The organism is Streptomyces scopuliridis RB72 (assembly GCF_000718095.1).
In the GTDB taxonomy this organism is placed as follows: Bacteria; Actinomycetota; Actinomycetes; order Streptomycetales; family Streptomycetaceae; genus Streptomyces; species Streptomyces scopuliridis.
This window is the reverse complement of sequence record NZ_JOEI01000114.1, coordinates 1-215: the sequence shown is the minus strand read 5'-3', so window position 1 is coordinate 215 and position 215 is coordinate 1. Positions and strand designations below refer to the sequence as shown.

At 71.6% G+C, this 215-nt stretch carries 1 protein-coding gene; it reads right to left on the bottom strand.

What is annotated here, in order from left to right; all coding sequences use genetic code 11:
• Positions 1–215 (bottom strand): PEP/pyruvate-binding domain-containing protein (locus IF11_RS37555; RefSeq protein ID WP_037729577.1); only part of this gene is annotated, 215 nt, incomplete at both ends.

Here is a 215-nt window from a genome sequence, read left to right as displayed (position 1 = left end):
ACCACGGCCATGTGGACCGTACGGTGGTCGATGCCGTTCCGCCGGCGGTAGGTCACGGCCCGCTCGGTGAACAGCGAGGCCCAGCACCGGCTGACGTGCTGGAGGACCGCCGTCGGCCCCACGACGTTCAGGTACGTGTCCTGCTGGCCGGCGAAGGAGGCCGTCGGCAGGTCCTCTGCCGTGGCGCTGGATCGGACGGCGTAGGCGGCCTGCTC